Origin of the sequence: Streptomyces sp. NPDC087844 (assembly GCF_044742785.1) — a bacterium.
In the GTDB taxonomy this organism is placed as follows: domain Bacteria; phylum Actinomycetota; class Actinomycetes; order Streptomycetales; family Streptomycetaceae; genus Streptomyces.
Genome location: NZ_JBIUVD010000008.1, coordinates 259,156 through 274,137, shown reverse-complemented (window position 1 = coordinate 274,137; position 14,982 = coordinate 259,156). Strand labels below are relative to the sequence as shown.

Genomic DNA, 14,982 nt, shown 5'->3' with positions numbered 1-14,982 from the left:
GGCGGCGGTTCAGGAGGCGGGTGCGTCCTGGTCGCGGTTGGTGCGCAGGGCCCAGATGTGGTGGGGCGGGGTGGTCTCGTGGACGCGGGTCTCGTAGGTGTCGTCGACCCGGTCCATGTCGGCGGCGTACTCGACGCGACCACCGCACGGGGCGTGCACGAAGCGGAAGACGTTGGAGCCGACGGTGTGCCGACCGAGCCGGCGGGCCTCCCGCCAGCCGCGCTCGATCATGTGGTTGCCGCCCTGGATCACGTCGTCGAAGCCCGGCACCTCGTACGCGATGTGGTTGATCCCGGCCTTGTCCGGGCGGTGGCACAGCAGCATGGTGTGCTGGTCGTCGTCGCCCGGGGCCCGCATGAACACCCCCATGGGCTCGACCACGTCGGTGGGCCGGAAGCCGAGGCGCCGCGTGTAGAACGCGATGGCCTCCTCCTTGCCCGGCTTGGGGATGTTGAGGGCCACGTGGCACATGCGCAGGGGGCGGACCCGCGGGATCGGTTCCAGCGGGGTGTTCCAACGGCTCACCGCGCCCGGTGCGTTGGCGGGGTGGGGGGCGGCGGCCACGGGCTTGGGCCTCGCCACGGTGAGCCCCACCCCGAACCCGGTCCCGTCCACGGTGTGGTGGACGCCGTCGGCTCCCGCGCGGACCGCCCGGTCCTTGCCGGCCTCGGCCACCAGCCGCTCCAGTTCCTCGTGGGTGTCCACGCCCCACACCACCTCGCGCAGGGTGGGGCCCTCCTCCAGGGGGGCCGGCAGCCGTGGGCCGGGCTCGGTGTCCAGGAGCAGGGTCTGCCCGGTGAGCGTCTCGAACACCGCGTGCTCGTCGGACTTCTCCACCAGGAACAACCCGAAGTCGTCGAAGAACCGGACGCATTCGCCGAGGTCGTCAATACTGTAGGTGACGGATTCGATTCTCTGAATTCCCATGAATTCCTCGCTTCCGGGTCGCCTGGTGAGCCTAGGTTCGGAGCGGTAGGACTCTCAACGCCCCGACCCCGGCGACATACGCAATCGTTTCTTGCGGTTCTGGCGCGCTTAGGGCCGGATCCCGAGAATGGGGTTCTGCGAGAACCACCGGGCGAGGAAGTCCAGGAACACGCTGACCTTGCGCGGGGTGTCGTGGCCGGGGCCGTAGATCGCGTACAGGGGGCGGTCGGGTACCGCCAGTTCGGGCAGCAGGACCTGCAGGGCGCCGGAGACGAGATCGTCGTACGCCGGTCGCTGTGGGAGCAGGGCGATGCCCCTGCCGTGGAGGGCCGCCTTCTGCAGGGCGATGTAGGAGTTGGACGAGAAGGCGATGTTGCGGATCTTGTGCAGGGTGCTCGCGTGTCCGTGGCCGATGCGCCAGACGGGGTCGTTCGTGTGCACCAGGCAGTCGTGGGCCGCCAGGTCGTTCGGGTGGGCGAGGGCGCCGTGCCGGTCGATGTACGCCTTGGAGGCGCACAGGACGAACGGCAGCGACGAGATCTTCTTGAGTCGCACGCTGGAGTCGCGCAGATCCCGGGTGTGAAAGGCGATGTCGAATCCGCTGTCGAGAAAGTCGTAGGTACGGTCGGACATTCCGCCGAGTTCGAAGCGGATGTGTATTTTCGGATGGGCGGCGGAGAACGCGGCGATGGCGTCACCGAGGTCCAGGCTGCCTATCCACTTGGGGCAGATGATGCTGAGCGCGCCTTCGGCACGGTCGTGGAGCTGCGCTATGCCGGCGTCCTCGGCCTCGATCTCCTCCAGAATGCGCGCGGCGAACTCGGCGTACCGCAACCCCGGTTCGGTGAGGCTGACGGAACGGGCCGTGCGGTTGACCAGGCGGACACCCACCTGCCGTTCCAGTTCGGCGACGTGCCGTGACACCAGCGAGCCCGAGGAGCCCAGCTTCTTGGCGGCTCCGCTGAAGCTGCCGACCTGCGCGACGGTGACGAAGCTGTGCATGAGGAGCAAGCGATCCATGGTTCCCTCCGGGGGCTCCCGCCCGCTCACTACTCGGGGCAGTACTGGGGTGCTTCGCTCACGTTGTCCCTGGTGACCAAGACAAGAGGAATGTTGGCAATCTTGTCAACAGTTTTGTCCTTGTTGAGCAGGCCGATCGTGTTCTTCACCGCGGTCTCCCCGATCGTCATGGCCGAGTTCGCCACGGTGGCGGACAGCTGCCCGCTCTCGACCGCCGTCAGCCCCTCCTCGGTGCCGTTCACCGTGACGATCCTGACGTCCTCGGCGCCGGCCGCGTCGAAGGCCTTGCGCACGGAGAAGGCCATCTCCTCGTTGGCGACGAAGGCGTAGTCCAGGTCCGGGTGGGCCTGGATCATGTTCTCGGCGACTTCCTGCGCCTTGGCGGGGTTGAACATGCCGGGCTGGTTCGCCACCACCTTCGCGGTCGTCGGAAGGCCGCTCTTGAAGCCGCCGACCAGCAGGTCGGAGGCTGCGCCCGGGGCGCCCGCGACGATCCCGACCTCCACCTCCTTGCCTGCCGCGTCCTTCTCGATCCAGCCGGCGTCCAGGCCGCCGACCTTCTTCAGGTCGACCTTGGCGACCCCCAGGACGTCCGACATGTCCGAGGTGGCGACGGAGGTCAGATAGATCGGGATGCCCGCGCTCTCGGCCTTGGCTATGTCGCCTTCCAGGGCGTCGACGTTGACCGTCTGGACGATCAGCGCGTCCACGTCGCGGGAGATCATGTCCTCGATGTTGGACAGCTCGGTCCCGGCGTCCTGCTTGGAGTTGGCCGAGTAGACCTCGGCGCCCTCGGCCTCGGCGGTCTGCTCGACGGCCTTGAGGAGGCAGGAGTGGAAGTGGGTGTTGGAGCCGTTCACGAAGCCGAGACTGACGGAATCGGAACTGCCCGAATCCTCCTCGGACCCGCACCCGACCAACCCGAGGGCGGCAACGCCGACGAACGAGGCGGCGGCGATTCTGCGGGGACGACTGATGAACATCATGACTGGACCTTTCCTGCACCGTTGAGCGCCCCGGAGGGGCGCGGGGAACTGCGTGGCCGGCCCTCACCGGCCGGCACCGAACGAACTACACCCCCGCGGAGCGACTCCGCTGAACCTCGTTCACCACAGCGGCCACCAGCAACACACCCCCGGTCACCACGAACTGGTAATTGCTGTCGACCTGCAACAAGTTGAGCGCGTTGGCCACCACACCCAGCAGCACAGCCCCCAGCACGGTGCCCACCACGGTCCCGTGCCCCCCGGCCAGCGAGGTCCCGCCGATGACCACGGCGGCCACAGCGGTCAACTGGGTCAACAGACCGGCGGTGTTGGGGGCGGCGGCCCCCACCCGGGACAGCAGCATCAGCCCGGCCAGCCCGGCGAGCGCCCCAGCCAGCGCGTACAGCGCGAGCTTGCGCCCGGCCACATTGATCCCGCTGAGCCGGGCGACATGCTCGTTGCCGCCCATCGCGAAGGCGTCCCGGCCGAAGGTCGTGAACCGCATGGTCAGGCCGATCGCCACGAGCACCAGCACGGCAACGACGGTCAGATACGGGACGCCGAGGAAGTCGGAGTTGCCGAGCGCGGACATCCTGTCGCCGATGGTGACGCTCATGCCGTCGATGACGAGCAGGGCGACACCGTCCAGCAACATCGCCGTGGCCAGGGTGGCGACGAACGGCGCGACCCTGGTGAAGGTCACCACCACCCCGTTCACCAGCCCGATCACGGTGGCGAGGAACAGCGCCACGGTCACGACGGCCGGGGTGGGCCAGCCGTCGTGCGACAACTGCGCGGCCACCGACAGGGTGACGGCCGCGTTGCTGCCCATGGAGAAGTCCATGCCGCCGGAGGTCATCAGCAGCGTCAGCCCGGCCGCGAGGACGGCGTTCACGCTGATCTGCCGCAGTACGTTGAGCAGGTTCTGCGAGGTGGTGAACGAGTCGGCCTGGACGGCGGTGAACACCGCCACCAGCACCAGGACCAGGACCAGTCCGCCGTGCGGGACCCGTACCAGGGATCGGGGCGAGAGGCGGGAGGGGGCGCGCGTGGGCCGGTCGGGCTCGACGTCCGGGGAGGCGGAGGGGGTCTTGAGGCTCACTGCGGCTGACCTCCGAGTGCCGTGGCGACGAGCTCGTCGCGGGTGATGGCGGTGATGTCGTGGTGGGCGACCGCACGGCCCGCGCTGACGACGACGACCCGGTCGGCGAGGCGCATGACCTCCTCGGCGGAGGAGGAGGCGAGCAGCACGGCCACACCGTTCGAGGCGAGGTCGTCGACCAGGCTGTGGATGTCGGCCATCGCCGCGACGTCCACGCCGTTGGTGGGGTCTTCGAGGAAGCAGGCGACCGGCTCGGTCTCCAGCCACTTGCCCAGCAGGACCTTCTGCTGGTTGCCGCCGGACAGCGTGCCCACGGGCGGGTTTCCGCTCAGGGCGACCACGCCGTAACTGCTGCGCAACGGGGCGGCTCGGCGGGCCAGTTCGCCGCGCCGGTGCAGCCGGCGCCGGGCGAAGCGGTCGCCTGCCAGCATCAGGTTCTCGTCCAGGGTCATGCCCTGGACCAGTCCGAGGGTCCGGCGGTCGCCCGTGACGCAGCGCAGACCGCTGGCGAGAGAGGCGGAGACCCGGCCGAAGGGCACGGCCCGGCCGTCGACGATCAGCTCTCCGCCGTCGGGGCGCCGCCGCCCGGACAGCAGGTCGAACAGTCTCGACTGGGCGTCGCCCGCGGGGCCGAGCACGGCGACGATCTCGCCCTTGCGCACCTCGACGGTGAAGTCCTGGACGGCCCGGCCGTGCCGCAGGCCGCGTACGGCGAGGCCGCTCTCGTGCTTGGGCGCGGGGCGCTCGGGCCGTCGCGAGACCACGTCCCGGCCGACCATGCCGCGTACCAGCGAGGCCGGATCCATCTCCGCCGCCGGGGCGCTGATCACCACGGCGCCGTCACGGAGGACGGTGAGGCGGTCGGCGACGGCCATGACCTCGTCGATGTAGTGCGAGATGTAGACGACCGCCACGCCGTCGTCCCGCAGGGTGCGCACCAACTCCCGTATCCGGTGGGCTTCCTTGGAGCTCAGGCACGCGGTGGGTTCGTCGAGGATCAGGATCCGGCCGCCCCGGCGGACCTCCCGGGCCACCTCGACCATGGTTTGTTCGGCGACGGTGAGCGTACCGGCGACACGTTCCACGTCGATGTCGATCCCGAGTCCGTACAACGCCTCGCGCGCCTGCTCCCGTACCGCCGCCCAGTGGACGACGGGGCCTCGGGTGGGCAGGTCGCCGAGCAGCACGTTCTCGGCGACGGTCAGCCCCGTCGCCAGCTCGCGCCGCTGCGGCACACAGGCGATCCCGAGCCGGCGGGCTCTGCGCACGGTCAGTCCGGAGTACGTCCGCCCGCCCACCTCGATGGTTCCGCTGTCGGCCTGATGGACCCCGGACAGGACCTGCACGAGCGTCGACTTGCCGGCTCCGTTCATGCCCATCAGCGCGTGGATCTCGCCGGGGTACAGGTCGAGATCGACGCCTTCGAGCGCGGCGGCCCCGCCGAAACTCTTGCTGACACCTCGTACCCGGAGCACGGGTGTCACGGCCGCGCCCCCTCGCCGTCGCGGCCCGCGCTTTCGTGGTCCTCGTCCACGTGTACGTGTCCGTAGCCGCGGATGTCCGGGAACGGGGGCTCCTTGTCGGCCTGCAGATCCACCTGGAAGGTGTTGAGGCACATCCCGAGCATGGTGAAGTTGCCGAGCGCTCCGACGGTGTCGACCAGGCCCTTGGAGCCGAAGTGCGCGAGGGCGCGGGCGAAGGTCTCGTCGCTGACGAAGTGCTCGTCGAGGATCTCGCGGCAGAACTGGTAGAAGGCCTGGTCCGCCTCCTTGTCGAAGTGGGCTTCCCGCTTCTCGGCGACGGCCTTGACCGCGGCCTCCGGGATGCCGGCCTCGATCGCCTGGTGCACATGGGCGTTCCAGGAGTACTGGGCGTCCCAGTTCCGGGCGGCCAGCAGCAGCGCGAGTTCGCGCAGATGTCTGGGCAGGCCGCAGTCGAAGCGTGTGAACGCGCCCAGGGACTCGGCCCGTTCACACATCTCCGGGCTGTGCAGCCAGACCCGGAACGGTCCACGGACGGCACCACGGCGACCGGCTATACGGGCGGCCAGTTCCTGCTGCCGCGGAGTCATTTCCTCATCGCTGAGAACGGGGAGCCTCATCTGGCCGATACCTGCCTTTTCTTTCCGGCGCGTCTCGTACACGGATCGAGAAGCCGTGCGATGGCAGCCGACGGTACAGCCGGGTCCGAGAAGCTCACCCCTCCTGGAACGCAAGGTAAAACTGCACGCCGGAGGGCACCCGTTCGCGGTCGCGCGACCTACCGTCGGTCGACGCAGCATCGGAAGAAGCGAGAGAACGGCAAGGTGGAATTCCTGATGACCACGATCATCAAGGTCGCATCGGTACCCCTGCTCGACCGAGGCGGCGCCGTGGTGACGACACCGCTGATCACGACGCCGTCGGCAGGCGGGGAGAACCGGATCACCAGCGGGATGAGCGTGTATCCGGTCGGCTCCGGTGCGCCGCTGCACTCACACAACTGCGACGAGCACGTGACCGTCCTCGAAGGCGAGGCGGAGGTGTGGGTCGACGGCGAGGTGACCAGGCTGGAGCGGTACGACACGACCTACGTGCCGTCCCCCGTCCCCCACTTGTTCCGCAACGTCGGGGACGCCCCGCTGCGCATCCTGTGGGTCTACTCCTCGGGCCACGTCACCCGGACGTTCACCGAGACGGGCCGGACGGTGGAACATCTGTCGGCCGAGGACCAGATGGGGCCTGCGTCCCCTGACACTCACTGAGCAGGCGGCGCGACTGCCGCACCATGAACTCGTAGTAGGTGTGCATGTCACGCAGCCGGGCCCGCTGAGCCTGAGGCATGTCCTCCTCTCGCGCCCGCACGGCCTGCGCGAGTGCGAACAACTCTCGCATGAGGACCCTCTGACGCTCGGAGCGTCACGGCAGAGGTGGCGGACAGACGTCCGGGCCTGCTTACGTCGGTCCGGCGCCAAGAGCCCCCCGCACGCACCGCCAAGTGGGTCACAGGCTGGTCAGGATCTGTGGGGCCAGGTTCTTGATCATGGTGTTCGTCCAGCGTGTCTGCCGCAGGGTCTCGGGGTGGCACGCGGAAGCCAGGTCGAGCAGTGCGTCGTCCTTGGTGGCCTGTGCGGCCTGGGCAAGCATCTCCCAGTACAGGGAGTTCTCCGTGGCTGCGAGGTGGAGTTCCCGCAGATCTCGTAGGAGCAGCAGACCGGGCTCGGGACGGTGGGCCATCCTTTCGGACGCCTTCTTCGTGAGCGTGGACAGCGGGTGCGGGAGGGACGCGGCGGAGGACTCCGCGAGGTCCGGCCCGTAGTGGCCGGCGATGTCGGCCAGGCGCTGGACATGGGCGTGTGACCAGCGCGCGAGGTCCAGGCTGACGTAGTGGATCTCGTGCTCGGTGCGGTGCCGCTCGGCCACGGCCGTCAGATGCCCGGCCAGGTGCCTCTCACCGTGGTGCAGGGCCCGCAGGGTGAGGGTGACGCCGTTCACCGGGCTTCCTTCCGGTGGCTGTCCCAGGTGGGGTCGGCGACCTGGGTGACGTGGGCGGACCTGCCTCCGGTCGTGGCGGGTACAGCTCCGGGAGGCGAGGACGACGCGGGGGCGGACGCGGTGGTCGTCGGCGCCGGGGTGCTGCTGCCGTCGCCGGGTTCCACGAGGCGCAGGGCGGCTGCGGCGGTCTTGAACAGCGGCTGTTTGGAGACCGGGTCCCAGTCGGTGACGGTCGTCTCGTTCGCGGCCCGCCCCGGGGTGCCTTCGTCGGGTCCGTGCCCGGCTTCGGTGTCCCAGTAGCCGTAGTGCAAGGGGACGAAGAGCAGTCCCGGGCGGATGTCGGTGACGCGCAGCCGTCCGCGCAGGGCACCGCGAGGCGTACGGACTTCCACCAGGTCGCCTTCGCCGAACCCGAGTGCGGCCGCGTCGCAAGCGGATGCCTCCACCCACACGTCAGGGGCTGCCGCGTTCAGCTGGGATGCCCGGGCGGTCTTGGTGCGGGTGTGGAAGTGGTAGACGGTCCGGCCGGTCGTCAGCTGGAACGGGTGCTTCTCGTCGGGGAGTTCGTGCGGTGGCAGGTAGTCGGCCGCCTTGAGCATGGCCCTGCCGCCTGGGTTGAGGGAGCGGTACTCGGCGATCTCCTGGGCCGCGCCGGTCACCAGATCCTTGCCATAGGACTCACACGCGTCGGGGTGCGCCCAGCTGATGCTGTCGGTGTAGAGGCGGTCCGTACCGTCGCGGGCCTGATCGTTGCACGGCCACTGGATGCCGCTTCCGCCCCTCAGCTTGCTGTAGCTGAGGCCGGTGTAGTCGCACGGGCGGCCGGCGCTGCACCGCTTCCACGCCTCGAAGGCCGAGGCCGGGTCGTGCCACGTGATCAGCGGCCCGCCGTCCTTGTCGCGGAAGTCCATCCGGGCGGCGTAGTCGAGGAAGATGTCCAGGTCCGGCCTGGCCTCGGCGGGCGGTTCGACGGCCTTGTCGGACAGGTGCACCGTGCGGTCGGCGTTGGTGAAGGTGCCTGTCTTCTCTCCCCAGGTCGCCGCGGGCAGGACGACGTCGGCCAGTTGCGCCGTCTCGGTCAGGAACAGATCCTGCACGACCACGAAGAGCCGGTCCTGCCCCAGGATCGAGCGGATCCGGGACAGTTCGGGCAGTGACACCGCCGGATTGGTGCCACTGATCCACAGCATCCGGATCGAACCCTGTTCGGCGTAACGGAACATCTGCATCGCGTGCGTGGAAGGCGCGTAGTGCGGGATGGCCTTGGGCTCGACGTTCCACACCCGCGCCAGGTCGGCCACATGGCTGTCGTTCTGCCAGTTGCGGAAACCGGGCAGATCGCCGTTGGCGCCGCACTCCCGGGTGTTCTGGGCCGTGGGCTGGCCGTTCATCTGCAGGACACCGGCGCCCGGGCGGCCGAGCATGCCACGGATCAGGTGCAGGTTGTTGATCTGGACGGCGGCGGCGGTGGCCTGGTGGGACTGGTAGACGCCCTGCAGCACCGTGGACAGCAGTGCGTCCGCCGTCCCCAGGAGCTCGGCGGCTGCACCGATCCGCGCGGCGGGTACGTCACAGATGGCAGCCGCCCATGCCGGGTTGCACCTCTCCACCCGGGCCGCCAGTTCCTCGTAGCCGACCGTGTGAGCCGCGATGTAGTCCTGGTCGACCTGGTCCTTACGGATGATCTCGTGCAGAAGAGCGTTGAGCAGCGCGACGTTCGTACCGAGGCGCGGCGCCAGGTGCACGGTGGCGTTGCGAGCGACCTGGGTGGGCCTCGGGTCGACGCACACCAGGCGGGGCGGGTCGGCGCCGGCCAGCCGGTCCAGGACGCGCATCCACTGTACGGGCTGGGTCTCGGCGAGATTGTGTCCGAAGAGTGCGATGACGTCGGCGTGGTCGATGTCGTCGTAGCAGCCGGGCTGCCCGTCGCTGCCGAAGGTCTCCTTCAGCGCCTCGGCGGCGGTGGAGGTGCACAGCCGGGTGTTGCCGTCGAGATGGTTCGTGCCGATCCCGGCACGTGCCAGGACCGCGAGGGTGTAGTACTCCTCCAGGAAAAGCTGACCGCTGGTGTAGAACCCGATCGATCCCGGTCCCCGCTCGTCCAGCAGTTCCCGTGAGCGGGCGGCGACACGTCCCATGGCGGTGTCCCAGTCGCATGCGACCAGGCGGCCCTCGCGCCGGACGAGCGGCCGGGTGAGACGGTCGGGTGAGGCGTTGGCCTGCCAGGCGAAGAGGTCTTTCGGCCCGAGCCGGCCATGGTTGACCCGGTCCTGTGCCCGGCCGCGGACTCCTGCCATGCGTCCGTCCACGACGGCGACGTCCATGGCGTCCCCGTCGGAGTGCAGGATCGACGCGGTCCGCACCCACCGCTCCACCTGGTCCGGGGCGACCCCTTCCGCCAGGTAGGTGTCCACGCGGGCGGGCCACGGCTCGTGTCGTCCGTAAGGGGTCCGGCCACCCCATGGCTCGGCGATCCGGTCCACCGATGAGTCCACGTCCTGCCTCCCAGCACCCGCTGCGGTTCCTGCCATCTTGAGCTTCCGCGCGTCATCGGTACCCCTTGCGTGCGGCGTCTAACGTCGTCCGGATCGCGCCCGGCTCACCTGGGGGCGACGGGGAGGGGGACCGCCTCGTCAAGCCGGCGGGTAGCCGTGGACGTCCAGCGCGACGGGAGTGTCCTGCCCGAACAGGTTGGTCGATCCGCCTCGTCGAGGCCGTGCGGACGGCGCTCGGGCTCGGGCGGTGCCGGCGCGCACAGATCGAGCGGGTTGACGAAGCGGATGCGTGCGCCGGGCAGGTCGCGCCGCAGCAGGTCGGCCGCGGCCGGTGTTTCGACCGTGGGGATGCCGCCCGCTTGGGCGAGCACGACCTCCGGGTTCTCGCCGTCGTCGGTGGATGCCCAGCGCCACACCGACGGCCCGGCCTCGCGGTGGCGGCGGACTTCGTCCATCCCCGGCCACTGGGCCGCTGGCTGCTCGCCCGCGACAGCCACGGTGATCCTGCCGCGGTCCCGGCGAGCAGTCGCTCCATGGTGCCAGCAGCGTGATGGCCTGCGGCGGCAGGTGAACGCCGGTGAAGGCGCTCTCCTCGGTGAGGAGGTCGTTGCTGAAGCCCGGGCCCCGGTGGCTGTGGCCGTTGTGCTCCTGACGTCCGCCCTCGCTGGTCAGCAGGGTCCACGGCGGCTCCGCACTGCGCGGCCACGCCCTGGTGGACACAGCGTCCGTCCACGAACAGCTCCACCGGGCCGCCGACCGGGCGCCCCCGCACGTCCCGCCGCCCCTGACCGTCGGAACACGATCTGCGGTCACATGCTCCACGTCGCGGCCGTCCTGCACACCTCCCCGAGCGGCACTGCCCGCACGCTGCTTCGCCTTGCGGCTGGGTCCACCCGTGGCGGACGCGTGAGGGGTGTGCGTCCGCGACGAGGTGGGATCCGGCCCTGGCAGTCACTGTCTCCGAACGGGGGTGCCGCGTCCTTCCCCGGCTGCCGCGTTCCCCGCTCCGGGTTCCCGGCCTGCCGGACGGACGTGGAACCGGAACTCCGGCAAGCTCAGCCGCCGGCGTCCGCACCCTCATCAGCGGCGTCCCCGAGCCGACAGGGCGTCCCCCATCGCGGCGGCCGTACGGCCGCCGGGGGACCTCAGCCCACGTAGCGGCGCGCGGTCGAGTGTCGCTGTGCCTCTTCCAGAGCCCGCAGCCGCGCCTCGGCTGCCGGGGGCAGTACGCGGCGCTCGCATATCACCCACGGCAGGGCGGCCGCGGCCTGTGCGAAGGCCCGCAGGGACACGGTGTCGCGTGGGACCGTGCGGACCAGGTGCGCGGTCCGGCGCAAGGCGGGGCGGACCGGGCGCCGCAGCCAGGTGAACCACAGGGTGTTGCGGATGCCGTGGGCCCGGCGGAGCGTCGCGTCCCGTACCCGGGAGGGCTGGTGATGCACCGTCAGGTGATCGGCGTACACCAGCCACCAGCCGGCCGCCGCCAGGTCCGCGGCGAGCAGTTCCTCCTCGCCGCCCAGCCACAGCCGGGGGTTGAAGCCGCCCGCGGCACGGAAGGCGTCGGTGCGCAGCACGGTCGCCGCGGCCAGGAAGGAGCCGAGCGCGGGGCCGGGCAGCCACTGGGGTCCGGGCACGGGCGAGTTGCGCAGTTCCTCGGTGATCGGGTCCTCGGTGCCGGCGGGTTCGACCAGGATGCGGGCCGTGACGGTGGCGAGTCCGGGGTGCCGGTCGAGGAGGTCGGCGGCGCCGGTCAGCGAGCCGGGCGCCCACCAGGAGTCGTCGTCGCTGAAGGCCACGTAGGAGGTGCGCAGGGCGCGCACCCCGTCGGTACGGGCCAGGGCGCCCCGGTTGTGGGGCAGGGGCAGCACGCGGACCTGGGGGAAGTCGCGGGTGAGGCGGGTCCGGGTGTCGTCGGTGGAGGCGTTGTCGACGACGAGGATCTCGGGCCGTTCGGGCAGGTCGAGAAGGCGCCGCAGGGTGCGCACCAGGCTGTCGGCGCGGTTGCGGGCGGCGATGACGACGCCCGTGTCGGGGGCGCGGTTCATGAGGCGTGGGGGGATCGTGTGAGCCCGTCGAACCCGTCGAGCCCGTGGAGCCCGTGGAGCCGGTCGAGGGCCTGGAGTACGTCGCCGGTGCCGATGCGCAGCAGCGCCGGGTCGGTGCGGCGCCCGTGCGGGTCGCCGTCCGGGCCGGGGTGCCACAGCACCTGGTGGCGCGGGTCGGCCGGCGGGCCCCAGCGGCTCGGCGGGACCGGGCCGAACAGGGTGACCGACGCGGTGCCGAGGGCCACCGCCAGATGGGCGATGCCGGTGTCACCGCTGACGACCGCGTGGGCTTCGGCGACGAGCGCGGAGAGTCGCCCGAAGGGCAGGCCACCGGCGAAGGTGTCCGTGTCGGGCAGCTCGGCCTGCCCGGCGAGGCGGGCCACGAGCTCGTCCTCGCCCGGACCTCCGGTGACCACGACCCGGCGGTCCCGCTCACGCAGGGCGGTGGCGACCGCCGCGTAGCGCTCCACGGGCCAGCAGCGGGAGGGGGCACCCGCGCCCGGGTGCAGCACGACGGCGCCCGGCGCGGGGGAAGAGCCCGGCGGGTTCGGCAACCGTAGGTCGGCGGGGTCGGCCGGGATGCCGTAGAACTCCACGAAACGGCACCAGCGGTCCCGTTCGTGCTCCTCCGCCCACCACTGCGGCCCCTCGATCCCAGGGGTCCGCGGGTGGGCGAAGGCGAACAGGCGCCGCGGGGTCAGCGTCTGGAGCAGGCGGTGGCTGGGCGGCCCGTTGCCGTGCAGGTCCACCGCTACGTCGGGTGGCGGGCCCACCCAGTCGAGATGCCGCGGTACGGCGCGGCCGGGGGCGGATGCGGGCAGCAGCCGGTCGACGACGCCGGTCGACGCGGCGACCGGGGCCAACTCGGCGGGAGCGGCCAGCACCAGTTCGTGCTCGGGCAGACCTCGCCGCAGGGCGCGCAGCGCCGGTACCCCGGCGAGGAGATCACCGAGGCCGAGGGCGCGCAGCACCAGAAGCCGGGGCCGCGTCATCGGACCCGCTCCGCCGCCGCGGCCCGGGGGTGCCGGTCCGAAGTGGTACGGGTCTGCGCGACCCCGGCCTCCACCGTGCGGGCCTCCACCGCCCCGACTTCCACCGCCCCGACCTCCGGCGTCCCAACCCCCACCGTCCCGGCCTCCACCGTCCCGACCTCCAAAGCTCGGGCTGCCGCCATGTCCGTGCCGGTGCCCCCGTTCCCGCTCCCGCCCGCCCTGGGACCCGCCGCCGCCCGGGTGATGAGCGAGGTCGAAGACCCTCCGTCGAGGTGGTCGAGGTGGTCGAGGTAAGGGAGCAGTACCGCCTGCCCGCTGCGCTCCTGGAGCAGCGTCGCCTCCAGCAGGTTCGCGACTGGGTACCGGGTATCCGGTACGTCGGGGGCGGGGACGGGGGCGGGGGCGTTGTGCTGCACGTGCCGGATCAGAGTGCTCATTCCGCGACCGTCACCTTTCCCACGGCGGCCACGACGTCGTGCGCGGTCACCGATTCCAGACACGGGTGGCCGGGCACCGGGCAGTTCCTGGCGCGGCTGCCCGCACACGGCGCGTTCTGGTCGCCCAGCAGGACGTACGGGACGCCGTAGGGGCGCCAGCGCTCGGCCGGGACGACCGGAGCGAACAGGGAGACGACGGGAGTGCCGACCGCCGCGGCGAGATGGCCGGGCCCGGTGTTGCCCGTGACGACGGCGTCCGCCCCGGCGAGCACGCCGGCCAGTTCGTTCGCGTCGGTGCGGCCGCCGAGGTCGAGGCCGTGTCCTGCGGCGACGGCCGCGGTCAGCTCGCGTTCGCCCGGACCGCCGGTCACCACGACCCGGCGCCCGGCCGCCGTCAGCTCCCGTACCGCCTCGGCGCACCGGTGCACGCTCCAGGCGCGGGCGGGGACGCTCGCCCCGGGGTGCAGTACGACGTACTGCCCGGGACCGGTGAGCCGGGTGGTGCTGGGTGGGGGGAGCACGCGCAGCCGCCCGTCGTCGGGTCGTGGGAAGCCGGCGGCTTCGGCCAGGTCCAGGGCGGCCTCGGCCTCATGGGCGTGCGGGGCCCGCTGGTGGCGTACGTCGAGCAGTGAGCCGGGGTGGTCCACGCTGTCCGCGGCGATGTGCTGCACGCCGGCCAGCCGCAGCAACAGGGCGGTGGGCAACGGCGACTGATGGAAGGAGGTCAGGATCAGAGCGGTGTCGGCGTCGATCGTGTCGACGAGCTGGTCGATCTCTCCCCGGTCGACGGGCGGCGGGGCGAAACCCGCCCAGGGCGCGTCCCATACGAGGAGGTCGTCGACGCAGGGCAGCAGGCGCGCGGCGGGGGCACCGAGCGGCCCGCACAACACGGTGACGTGGTCGGCGCGGGCGGCGACGGCACGGATGGCGGGCCCGGCGAGCAGCACGTCGCCGAAGCTGTCCAGGCGGGTGACAAGAGCTCTCATCGGACCTTCCCCATGGTGTTCCGGGCGGTGGGCCCGTCCGCGCGTACGCGCAGGGGCGGCGGCCCGGTCAGCGGCGCGCGCACGGCCGACAGACGGTCGGGCGCCACCCGCCCGGCGGCCGTGACCTCCTCCGGCCGGGTCCGCTCGCCGGGGCCGAGGACGCCGAAGGCTCCGGCCCGGCGGGCGGCCTCGACGTCGGCACCGACATCACCGATCACGGCGATCCCCTCCGGAGGGGTCCGCTCCGGAGGGGTCCGCTCCGGAAGGGTCCGCTCCGGAAGGGTCCGCAGCCGCTCGGCGGCGGTGCGGATCATGCCCGGCCGCGGCTTGCGGCAGCCGGGGCCAGTCGGGCGCCGGTGACCGCGTTGTCGATCCACATGACCTCGCAGCCGTCGTCGAACGTCGCGGCCGTCGTCGACCAGCCGACCGCAGAGACGGGGTCCCACGAAGCAGGCACCCCCGGTCACCAGGGGCCTGCGCCGGGTCTGTCCGCCCACGGGGCTCTCCTCGCTCTTGGAC

At 71.4% G+C, this 14,982-nt stretch carries 16 protein-coding genes and 1 pseudogene; 1 reads left to right on the top strand and 16 read right to left on the bottom strand.

Annotated elements, in window-relative coordinates; translation table 11 throughout:
* Positions 1-9: 9 nt before the first annotated feature.
* From ACIOKD_RS18830 to ACIOKD_RS18805, 6 genes are all read right to left on the bottom strand, one after another.
* Positions 10-927: a VOC family protein gene (locus ACIOKD_RS18830; RefSeq protein ID WP_402084913.1), complete on the bottom strand. Its 918-nt coding sequence runs from the start codon at positions 925-927 to the stop codon at positions 10-12.
* Positions 928-1,035: 108 nt separating this feature from the next.
* Entirely contained in the window at positions 1,036-1,947 is a 912-nt protein-coding gene (locus tag ACIOKD_RS18825; RefSeq protein ID WP_402084910.1) for a LysR family transcriptional regulator, read from the bottom strand.
* A 29-nt stretch (positions 1,948-1,976) separates the two neighbouring features.
* Positions 1,977-2,933, bottom strand: coding sequence for a sugar ABC transporter substrate-binding protein (locus ACIOKD_RS18820; protein ID WP_402084907.1), 957 nt, complete (start codon positions 2,931-2,933; stop codon positions 1,977-1,979).
* Positions 2,934-3,018: 85 nt separating this feature from the next.
* The gene (locus ACIOKD_RS18815; protein ID WP_402084905.1) at positions 3,019-4,035 is read right to left on the bottom strand and encodes an ABC transporter permease; all 1,017 of its coding nucleotides are present in this window, start codon (positions 4,033-4,035) and stop codon (positions 3,019-3,021) included.
* A complete protein-coding gene (locus ACIOKD_RS18810) occupies positions 4,032-5,519 on the bottom strand; it encodes a sugar ABC transporter ATP-binding protein (protein ID WP_402084903.1) in 1,488 nt (495 codons plus the stop codon). The genes ACIOKD_RS18815 and ACIOKD_RS18810 overlap by 4 nt, the downstream gene beginning before the upstream one ends.
* Positions 5,516-6,106, bottom strand: coding sequence for a carboxymuconolactone decarboxylase family protein (locus ACIOKD_RS18805; protein ID WP_402084901.1), 591 nt, complete (start codon positions 6,104-6,106; stop codon positions 5,516-5,518). The genes ACIOKD_RS18810 and ACIOKD_RS18805 overlap by 4 nt, the downstream gene beginning before the upstream one ends.
* 246 nt (positions 6,107-6,352) lie before the next feature.
* Between ACIOKD_RS18805 and ACIOKD_RS18800 the strand changes: the two genes are divergently transcribed.
* Positions 6,353-6,778, top strand: coding sequence for a cupin domain-containing protein (locus tag ACIOKD_RS18800; RefSeq protein WP_402084898.1), 426 nt, complete (start codon positions 6,353-6,355; stop codon positions 6,776-6,778).
* Between the two features lie 238 nt (positions 6,779-7,016).
* Here ACIOKD_RS18800 and ACIOKD_RS18795 read toward each other — a convergent pair whose 3' ends face one another.
* The 10 genes and pseudogenes from ACIOKD_RS18795 to ACIOKD_RS18750 all read right to left on the bottom strand — a co-directional run bounded on the left by ACIOKD_RS18795 (position 7,017) and on the right by ACIOKD_RS18750 (position 14,920).
* Positions 7,017-7,508 (bottom strand): hypothetical protein, encoded by a 492-nt coding sequence (locus tag ACIOKD_RS18795; protein WP_402084895.1) that lies wholly within the window; start codon positions 7,506-7,508, stop codon positions 7,017-7,019.
* A complete protein-coding gene (locus ACIOKD_RS18790; protein ID WP_402084893.1) occupies positions 7,505-10,003 on the bottom strand; it encodes a molybdopterin oxidoreductase family protein in 2,499 nt (832 codons plus the stop codon). Before ACIOKD_RS18790 ends, ACIOKD_RS18795 begins: the two co-directional genes overlap by 4 nt.
* A 104-nt stretch (positions 10,004-10,107) precedes the next feature.
* A complete protein-coding gene (locus tag ACIOKD_RS18785; RefSeq protein ID WP_402084890.1) occupies positions 10,108-10,500 on the bottom strand; it encodes a hypothetical protein in 393 nt (130 codons plus the stop codon).
* 37 nt (positions 10,501-10,537) lie between these two features.
* A pseudogene (locus ACIOKD_RS18780) lies at positions 10,538-10,816 on the bottom strand (hypothetical protein); the annotation flags it as partial.
* A 332-nt stretch (positions 10,817-11,148) separates the two neighbouring features.
* Positions 11,149-12,048 carry a glycosyltransferase family 2 protein gene (locus tag ACIOKD_RS18775; RefSeq protein ID WP_402084888.1) on the bottom strand — a complete coding sequence of 300 codons (900 nt, stop codon included), beginning with the start codon at positions 12,046-12,048 and terminating at the stop codon, positions 11,149-11,151.
* Entirely contained in the window at positions 12,045-13,040 is a 996-nt protein-coding gene (locus ACIOKD_RS18770; RefSeq protein ID WP_402084885.1) for a glycosyltransferase family 9 protein, read from the bottom strand. The genes ACIOKD_RS18775 and ACIOKD_RS18770 overlap by 4 nt, the downstream gene beginning before the upstream one ends.
* Positions 13,037-13,477 (bottom strand): hypothetical protein, encoded by a 441-nt coding sequence (locus tag ACIOKD_RS18765; RefSeq protein WP_402084883.1) that lies wholly within the window; start codon positions 13,475-13,477, stop codon positions 13,037-13,039. Before ACIOKD_RS18765 ends, ACIOKD_RS18770 begins: the two co-directional genes overlap by 4 nt.
* On the bottom strand, positions 13,474-14,463 hold the full coding sequence (locus ACIOKD_RS18760) for a glycosyltransferase family 9 protein (RefSeq protein WP_402084881.1): 990 nt from the start codon (positions 14,461-14,463) through the stop codon (positions 13,474-13,476). The genes ACIOKD_RS18765 and ACIOKD_RS18760 overlap by 4 nt, the downstream gene beginning before the upstream one ends.
* Positions 14,460-14,777 (bottom strand): HAD hydrolase-like protein, encoded by a 318-nt coding sequence (locus tag ACIOKD_RS18755; RefSeq protein WP_402084878.1) that lies wholly within the window; start codon positions 14,775-14,777, stop codon positions 14,460-14,462. Before ACIOKD_RS18755 ends, ACIOKD_RS18760 begins: the two co-directional genes overlap by 4 nt.
* The gene (locus ACIOKD_RS18750; RefSeq protein WP_402084875.1) at positions 14,774-14,920 is read right to left on the bottom strand and encodes a hypothetical protein; all 147 of its coding nucleotides are present in this window, start codon (positions 14,918-14,920) and stop codon (positions 14,774-14,776) included. The genes ACIOKD_RS18755 and ACIOKD_RS18750 overlap by 4 nt, the downstream gene beginning before the upstream one ends.
* Between the last annotated feature and the right edge of the window lie 62 nt (positions 14,921-14,982).